The organism is Streptomyces sp. NPDC054932 (genome assembly GCF_053610205.1).
Genome location: NZ_JBSGXU010000295.1, coordinates 1 through 6,693 on the forward strand (window position 1 = coordinate 1; position 6,693 = coordinate 6,693).

Here is a 6,693-nt window from a genome sequence, read left to right on the forward strand (position 1 = left end):
GCCTTTCCCGTGCCGGGCGCGCGGAGCCGCGTACCCACGGACGGCGGGAGGGGCGGACGGCCGGGAAGGGCCTCAGGGGCCCGTCTGCGCCGCCAACTCCCGTGCGGCCTCGGTGAGGTCCTTCACGGTGTCGATCGCCCGCCAGTAGGCGCCCTGTGGCAGCGGGAAGCCCGCGAGCCGCCGCTCACGGGCCAGCCGCGGGAACGTCGTCCGCTCGTGGTCCCCCAAGTCCGGGAGCAGGGCGGCGAATTCGGCACTGAAGACGTACACCCCGGCGTTGACCGGATAGGGCGAGGGCGGGGCCTCGATGAAGTCCAGCACGTGCCCGAACTCGTTGGTCTCCACGACCCCCCACGGGATCCGCGGCCGGGCCAGCGCAAGCGTGGCCACCGCGTCCCGCTCGGCGTGGAAGGCGGCCATCTCCCGGAGCGAGAAGCGGGTCCAGATGTCGCCGTTCGTCGCGTACCAGGCCCGGTCCGGGTGCGGGAGGCTGCGGGCGGCGTACTTGAGACCGCCGCCGCGCCCCAGCGGCTCGTCCTCGACCACCGTGGTCACGCGCAGCGGCAACCGGGCCCCGGCCAGCCACTCCTGGAGCACCCCGGCGAGATGCCCGCAGGAGATCACCGCGTCCGTGACCCCCTCGGAGGCCAGCCAGGCCAGCTGGTGCCCGATGATCGGCACCCCCGTCCCCGGGATCTCGACCATCGGCTTCGGGCGGTCGTCCGTGTACGGACGCAGCCGCGAACCCAGGCCGCCCGCCAGGACGACGGCCTGGGTGGGGGCGGCGGGGAACGCGGCTGCGGGCGGAGCGGATCGGTGGTCGTCGGTCATGGCGGCCAGCGTAGGGAGACGGCGCGCCTCAGCCCATGGAAGCGACGCCGGAGGCGTACGAGGTGTCGCAGACGGGGCGGGCGAAGGACTGGGCCTTCGTCGGGCCGTACGCGTCGACGGCGGCCCGCCCCAGCGCCCGCGCGATCCCCACGCAGTGCTCGGCGAGCGAGGGTCGCCGGTTCACCTCCTGCTGGAGGTGGGTGAGGACGTCGTCCGGCCGACCGCCCTGCTGCAGCTCGCCGACGAGCTGATCGCGCAGCACGTCGTGCGCGGCGCGCGGCTTCGCGGGGACGGAGACGTCCTCGGCGGAGGCGGTCAGGACCTGGGAGGACGATGTGTCCGCCCAGGGGACCATCGTGACCGCGAGGGTCCCGGACAGGACCAGGACGACGGGCAGGACCAGGGCGAGGGAACGGCCGATACGGCGGGCAGTGTGGGTCACGAGGGCGAGAGTAGCGCTCGGTGAAGATTTGGCGACATTTAGTCACCCTGTCGGGGGATGGTTCGACGTGGTTTTTCGAATTGGGGGTTGACGGTTGGGGCCGAATGGCCCGGTCTGCCGGGGTTCCCGCAGGGGTCGCGCCGGGCAACGGACGGCGAAGGGGCGCCCCTTGACGGGACGCCCCTCCAACCGCTGTGAAACCCGCGGGAGCTGCTAGTGGGACAGCCGCTCGCCGGAGGAGGTCGAGAAGACGTGGATCTCGTCCGCGCGCGGCACCACGTGGATGCTGGAGCCCTTCTCCGGGACCTGGCGGCCGCCCACGCGGACCACGAGGTCCTGCGAGCCCTCGGCGGTCGTGGTGGACCCGTAGACGTAGCCGTCGGCGCCGAGTTCCTCGACGACGTTCACGACGATGGTCAGACCGCCGGTCTCGGCGACGTCGAAGTGCTCCGGGCGGACGCCGACCGTGACGGTGCGGTCGCCCGCGTCGGCCGCCGCCGACAGCGCCTCGCGCGACACCGGGACGACGCTGTCGCCGAACTTCACGCCGCCGTCGGTGATCGGGACCTCGACCAGGTTCATGGCCGGGGAGCCGATGAAGCCGGCGACGAAGAGGTTCGCGGGGCGGTCGTACATGTTGCGCGGGGTGTCGACCTGCTGGAGCAGGCCGTCCTTCAGGACGGCCACGCGGTCGCCCATGGTCATGGCCTCGACCTGGTCGTGGGTGACGTAGACGGTGGTGATGCCGAGGTCGCGCTGGAGCGCCGCGATCTGCGTGCGGGTGGAGACGCGGAGCTTGGCGTCGAGGTTCGACAGCGGCTCGTCCATGAGGAACACCTGCGGCTTGCGCACGATGGCGCGGCCCATGGCGACGCGCTGGCGCTGACCGCCCGAGAGCGCCTTCGGCTTCCGGTCGAGGTACTGGGTGAGGTCGAGCATCTTCGCCGCGTCCTCCACCTTCCGGCGGATGGTGGCCTTGTCCTCGCCGGCGATCTTGAGCGCGAAGCCCATGTTGTCGGCGACGGTCATGTGCGGGTAGAGCGCGTAGTTCTGGAACACCATCGCGATGTCCCGGTCCTTGGGCGGCAGGTGCGTGACGTCGCGGTCACCAATGCGGATGGCGCCGCCGTTGACGTCCTCCAGGCCGGCGAGCATGCGCAGCGAGGTGGACTTTCCGCAGCCGGACGGGCCGACGAGGACGAGGAACTCGCCGTCCTGGATCTCCAGCTCGAGCTGGTCGACGGCGGGCTTGTCGCCGCCGGGGTACAGACGGGTCGCCTTGTCGAAAGTGACAGAAGCCATGGTGATGAATCCCTTCTACCGGCAGGAACGTGCCGGACGATCCGAGTGGAAGGAAGAATGGGTCTAGTCCACCGGGGTGGACTTCCGCTCGACGCTACCCGCCGATCCCCTTCCTGTCAGCACCGGGAAGGTGTCGAATTTCGCATTACGCGATGTGGGCCGCTGTGTAGAGTGAGGACGGTTGCGCCTCCTTAGCTCAGCTGGCCAGAGCACCGCTCTTGTAAAGCGGGGGTCGTCGGTTCGAACCCGACAGGGGGCTTTGAGGAAGTACACAGAGGCCCTGTCGTCCGAGCGGACGGCAGGGCCTCTGATCGTTCGGGGGCTGTCCGGCAGGGGGAGGCGGGAATGGTCGCGCGCTACGTCGTCTCACCGCACGGGGGCCGGCGCGCCCACCGGGACATCACCTCCGCCCTCGCCGAGGCGGCCCGGCGCGGGCGGGCGGCGCTCATCGAGATCGAACCCGGCCACTACGAGGAGACGCTCACCGTCCGCGGCGACGTCCGGCTGGTCGCCGTCGGGGGTCCGGGCTCGGTCGTGGTGGCGCGGCCGCGGGGCGCCGTTCTCGACACCTTCGGACCGGTCGCCGTCCAGGGGCTCGTACTGGCCGGCCGGGGCGCCGACGCGGTGGGCTGCCACACGGGGACGCTGACGCTGGAACAGACCGAGATCCGGGCCGACGACGGTGTCGCGGTGCACGCCAGGCCGGGCACCTCGGTGACATTGCGGGACAGCACGGTCCTGCACGGCCGGTTCCTGCTCGCGGGGGCGGACGGGCTCGTCGAGCGGTGCCGGTTCACCGACGCCGCCGACAACGCGCTCGCCGTGATCGACGGCGGCCGGCTCTCGCTCCTCGGCAGCCGGATCGAGGGCAGCCGGATCCACGGGGTCCTCGTCAGCGGCGGGCGGGCCCGGATCGAGGGGTGCGTGCTGACCCGCACCGGGATGGCCGCGGTCTTCGCGGGCGCGCGGTCGGAGCTGGCCGTCGCCGACTGCCTCGTCGAGTCCGTGGAGGGGGAGGGCATCGGGTTCGTCGAGCAGTCACGCGGCTCCGTGGAGCGCACCCGGGTCGTCGACGCGCGGTCCGGGATCGCCGTGGCGAGCGGCGCCGACCCGGTGGTGCGCGACTGCGTGATCACCGGCTGCCGCGACACCGGGCTCGACGTCAACAACGGGGGCCGCGGCCGGTTCCAGGACTGCGAGATCTCCGCCGCGGGCAACGTCGCCGTGTTCGTGACCCGGGGCGGCGCCCCGGAGGTCCACGGCTGCCGCGTCGCGGGCGGCAAGGCCGGGATCGCCGTCACCGACGGCGGCCGCGGCCGGTTCACCCGGATCGAGATCCGGGACCTGACCAGCGCAGCCCTGCGGGTCCACGACGAAGCCACCGCCGTCTTCGAGCACGTCACGGTAGAACGCTGCCCGTCCGGACTGGAGACCAAGGGGAACGGCGGCACGCAGGCCGAGCTCACCGACGGCGTGATGCGTGACATCGACATGGCCGCGGTGACCGCTCTCGGACAGACCTGGGTGACGCTGCGCCGGGTGTCGGTGGAGCGGGCGGCGCTGGCCTTCGGCGCCGGGGAGGAGACCCAGTTGCTCCTGGACGACTGCCGGGCCGCGGCGGTGACCACCTGCGGGGCGTCCTCCTTCGGCAGTGCACGGGTCGTCGCGCGGAACCTCACCGTGACCGGCAGCGACGGACTGGGCGTCTTCGCCAGGGACTCGGCCCGGCTGGAGGTCGTCGGCGCCACCCTCGCCGACTGCAAGGTGAGCGGGGCGAGTTTCGTCGACCGCTCCGGCGGCCGGCTGGAGAACTGCTCCGTGACGGGGGCGGGGCAGCTGGGCGTCCTGCACAACGGGCTCGTCGACCTGACCGGGGTGCGCACATCGCTGCCGGTGCTCGAAAAGGCCGTCCGGACCGAACCGGGCCCGACGGTCGTCCACAACCACTACGAGGGAGCGGTCTTCAACGGGCCGGTCCACGATGTCCAGCTGGCGTGGAACAACGTCCACGCCGTCCAGCACCGGACGACGAACGAGGACGGTACTCGCACATGAGCGATCAGCAGCAGGACGCCGACCGGTCCGGTCCGGTCTTCCACGGCGCCGTCTCCGGAGCCCAGTTCGCCTGGGGCAACGACACGGTCACCCAGAACCAGCAGAACAACACCGCACCCGCGCCCGGCTCCGAGGCCCTCGCCGCCCTCGTCGCCGACCTGCTGCGGCAGCTCCCCGGGGCGGGTCTGCCCGACCGGGACCGCGAGGACGCCGAGTCCGCCGCCCAGGACGTCCTCGCGGAGGTCGCCGGGGCCGGCGAGCCCGACCCGGGGAGGCTGCGCCGTGCGCTGGCCGCGCTCAAGGGGGCCCTCGCGCCCGTCGCGACCGGGGTGGTGGCCGGGACGGCGGTCGGGGCGCAGGAGTGGGCCCGGACGGCGATCGAGGGCCTGACCGCGGCCGTCTGATCAGTGGCGGCCCGAGACCCGGTCCGCCAGGCGGGCCAGCGGCGTGGTCGTCGGGCGGTGGGTGGCGGCCTCGCGGCGGTCCGCCTCGCGGTAGGCGGCGTAGAGGGCCTGGACGCCGAGCCAGCGCAGCGGTTCCGGCTCCCAGCGGCGGACGCGGTGGTTCACCCAGGGCAGGGTGGTCAGTTCGGTGGAACCGCCGAGGACCAGGTCGCGCAGGGTGCGGCCCGCGAGGTTCGACGTGGCGACGCCCGATCCGACGTAGCCGCCCGCCCAGCCAAGGCCCGAGGCGCGGTCCAGGGCGACGGTGGCGCACCAGTCGCGGGGGACGCCGAGGACGCCCGACCAGGCGTGGGTGATCTCCGTACCCGCGAGCTGCGGGAAGAAGGCGGTCAGCAGCGCGGTCAGGGCGGAGACGGTGGCGGGCTGGGTGCGGCCGTCGTTGTCGGTGCGGGAACCGAAGCGGTACGGAACCCCGCGCCCGCCGATCGCGATGCGGTCGTCGGCGGTGCGCTGGGCGTACATGTACGCGTGGGCCATGTCGCCGAGCAGCGTGCTGTCCGACCAGCCCAGCCGGTCCCAGGTGGCGGGCGGGAGGGGGGCGGTCACGATCATCGAGGAGTTCATCGGGAGCCATGACCGCTTCTGGCCCTTGAGGGCGGCGGTGAAGCCCTCGGTGCAGCGCAGGACGTGGGGTGCGCGGACCGTCCCGTAAGGGGTGACCGCCTTCCCGGCGGAGATTTCCGTGACCGGGGTGGACTCGTGGATCACCACGCCCATGCGTTCGCAGGCGGCGGCCAGGCCCCTGGCCAGCTTCAGGGGGTGGATGCGGGCGCCGTGCGGGCTCCAGCTGGAGCCGACGGCGTCGGCGATGTCGATGCGGGCGCGGGTGGCGGCGGCGTCGTGGAGCTCGCGGTCGGTCTCGCCGAAGGCGACCTCGTGGGCGTGGAAGGCCTTGAGGCGGCCGAGCTGGGCGGGGGTGCGGGCGACTTCGAGGACGCCGCCGCGGTGGATGTCGGCGTCGATGCCCTCCTTGGTGGCGACGTCGATGACCTCGGTGACCGTCTCGTTCATGGCGTGCTGGAGGCGGAGGGCGGCCTGGTGGCCGTGGAGGGCGGCGTAGCGGTCGCGGCCGGCGATGCCGTTGTAGAGCCAGCCGCCGTTGCGGCCGGAGGCGCCGTAGCCGCAGAACTTCTGCTCCAGGACGGTGACGTGGAGGTCGGGGGCGGCGCGCTTGAGGTAGTAGGCCGTCCACAGGCCGGTGTAGCCGCCGCCGACGATGACGACGTCGGCGGTGGCGTCGGCGGTGAGGGGGGCGCGGGGCGGGGCGTTGTGGTCGGTCGCGTACCAGAAGGAAATACCGCCGTTGATCGTCATGGAGCAGTTGGTACACCCCGCCCCGGAGGGGTGTCCAGGGACAGGATGTCGCGATTCGGGGCGTCGGGGGTGGCCCGTTGCCCTGCGGGCGGCTTGGCGGTGTTGGTGTGGGGTCGGTGCGTGGTGCCGTGCCGGGGTGTCTCCTCGGCCGGTCCCCTGCGGGCGGCTTGGCGGTGTTGGTGTGGGGTCCGTGCGTGGTGCCGTGCCGGGGTGTCTCCTCGGCTCGGCGCGCGCGGGCTCTTCTCGGCTGTGCGGGGTGGTTGCGCGCTCGTCCTGCGGGGACAC

6 protein-coding genes and 1 tRNA gene are annotated in these 6,693 nt (G+C 72.8%); 3 read left to right on the top strand and 4 right to left on the bottom strand.

What is annotated here, in order from left to right; translation table 11 throughout:
- Positions 1–72: 72 nt before the first annotated feature.
- The 3 genes from ACWGE1_RS39090 to ACWGE1_RS39100 all read right to left on the bottom strand — a co-directional run bounded on the left by ACWGE1_RS39090 (position 73) and on the right by ACWGE1_RS39100 (position 2,575).
- Positions 73–831, bottom strand: a complete 759-nt coding sequence (locus ACWGE1_RS39090) for a nucleotidyltransferase family protein (protein ID WP_453425231.1) — start codon at positions 829–831, stop codon at positions 73–75.
- Positions 832–859: 28 nt separating this feature from the next.
- Entirely contained in the window at positions 860–1,273 is a 414-nt protein-coding gene (locus ACWGE1_RS39095; RefSeq protein ID WP_453425232.1) for a hypothetical protein, read from the bottom strand.
- A 213-nt stretch (positions 1,274–1,486) separates the two neighbouring features.
- Complete coding sequence (locus tag ACWGE1_RS39100; protein ID WP_453425233.1) at positions 1,487–2,575, bottom strand: ABC transporter ATP-binding protein; 1,089 nt, start codon at positions 2,573–2,575, stop codon at positions 1,487–1,489.
- A 185-nt stretch (positions 2,576–2,760) separates the two neighbouring features.
- Between ACWGE1_RS39100 and ACWGE1_RS39105 the strand changes: the two genes are divergently transcribed.
- The 3 genes from ACWGE1_RS39105 (at position 2,761) to ACWGE1_RS39115 (ending at position 5,034) form a co-directional block, all read left to right on the top strand.
- Positions 2,761–2,834, top strand: a tRNA-Thr gene (locus ACWGE1_RS39105).
- A gap of 86 nt (positions 2,835–2,920) precedes the next feature.
- Complete coding sequence (locus ACWGE1_RS39110; protein WP_453425234.1) at positions 2,921–4,630, top strand: right-handed parallel beta-helix repeat-containing protein; 1,710 nt, start codon at positions 2,921–2,923, stop codon at positions 4,628–4,630.
- Entirely contained in the window at positions 4,627–5,034 is a 408-nt protein-coding gene (locus tag ACWGE1_RS39115; protein WP_453425235.1) for a hypothetical protein, read from the top strand. The genes ACWGE1_RS39110 and ACWGE1_RS39115 overlap by 4 nt, the downstream gene beginning before the upstream one ends.
- Here ACWGE1_RS39115 and ACWGE1_RS39120 read toward each other — a convergent pair whose 3' ends face one another.
- Complete coding sequence (locus tag ACWGE1_RS39120) at positions 5,035–6,408, bottom strand: NAD(P)/FAD-dependent oxidoreductase (protein WP_453425236.1); 1,374 nt, start codon at positions 6,406–6,408, stop codon at positions 5,035–5,037.
- Between the last annotated feature and the right edge of the window lie 285 nt (positions 6,409–6,693).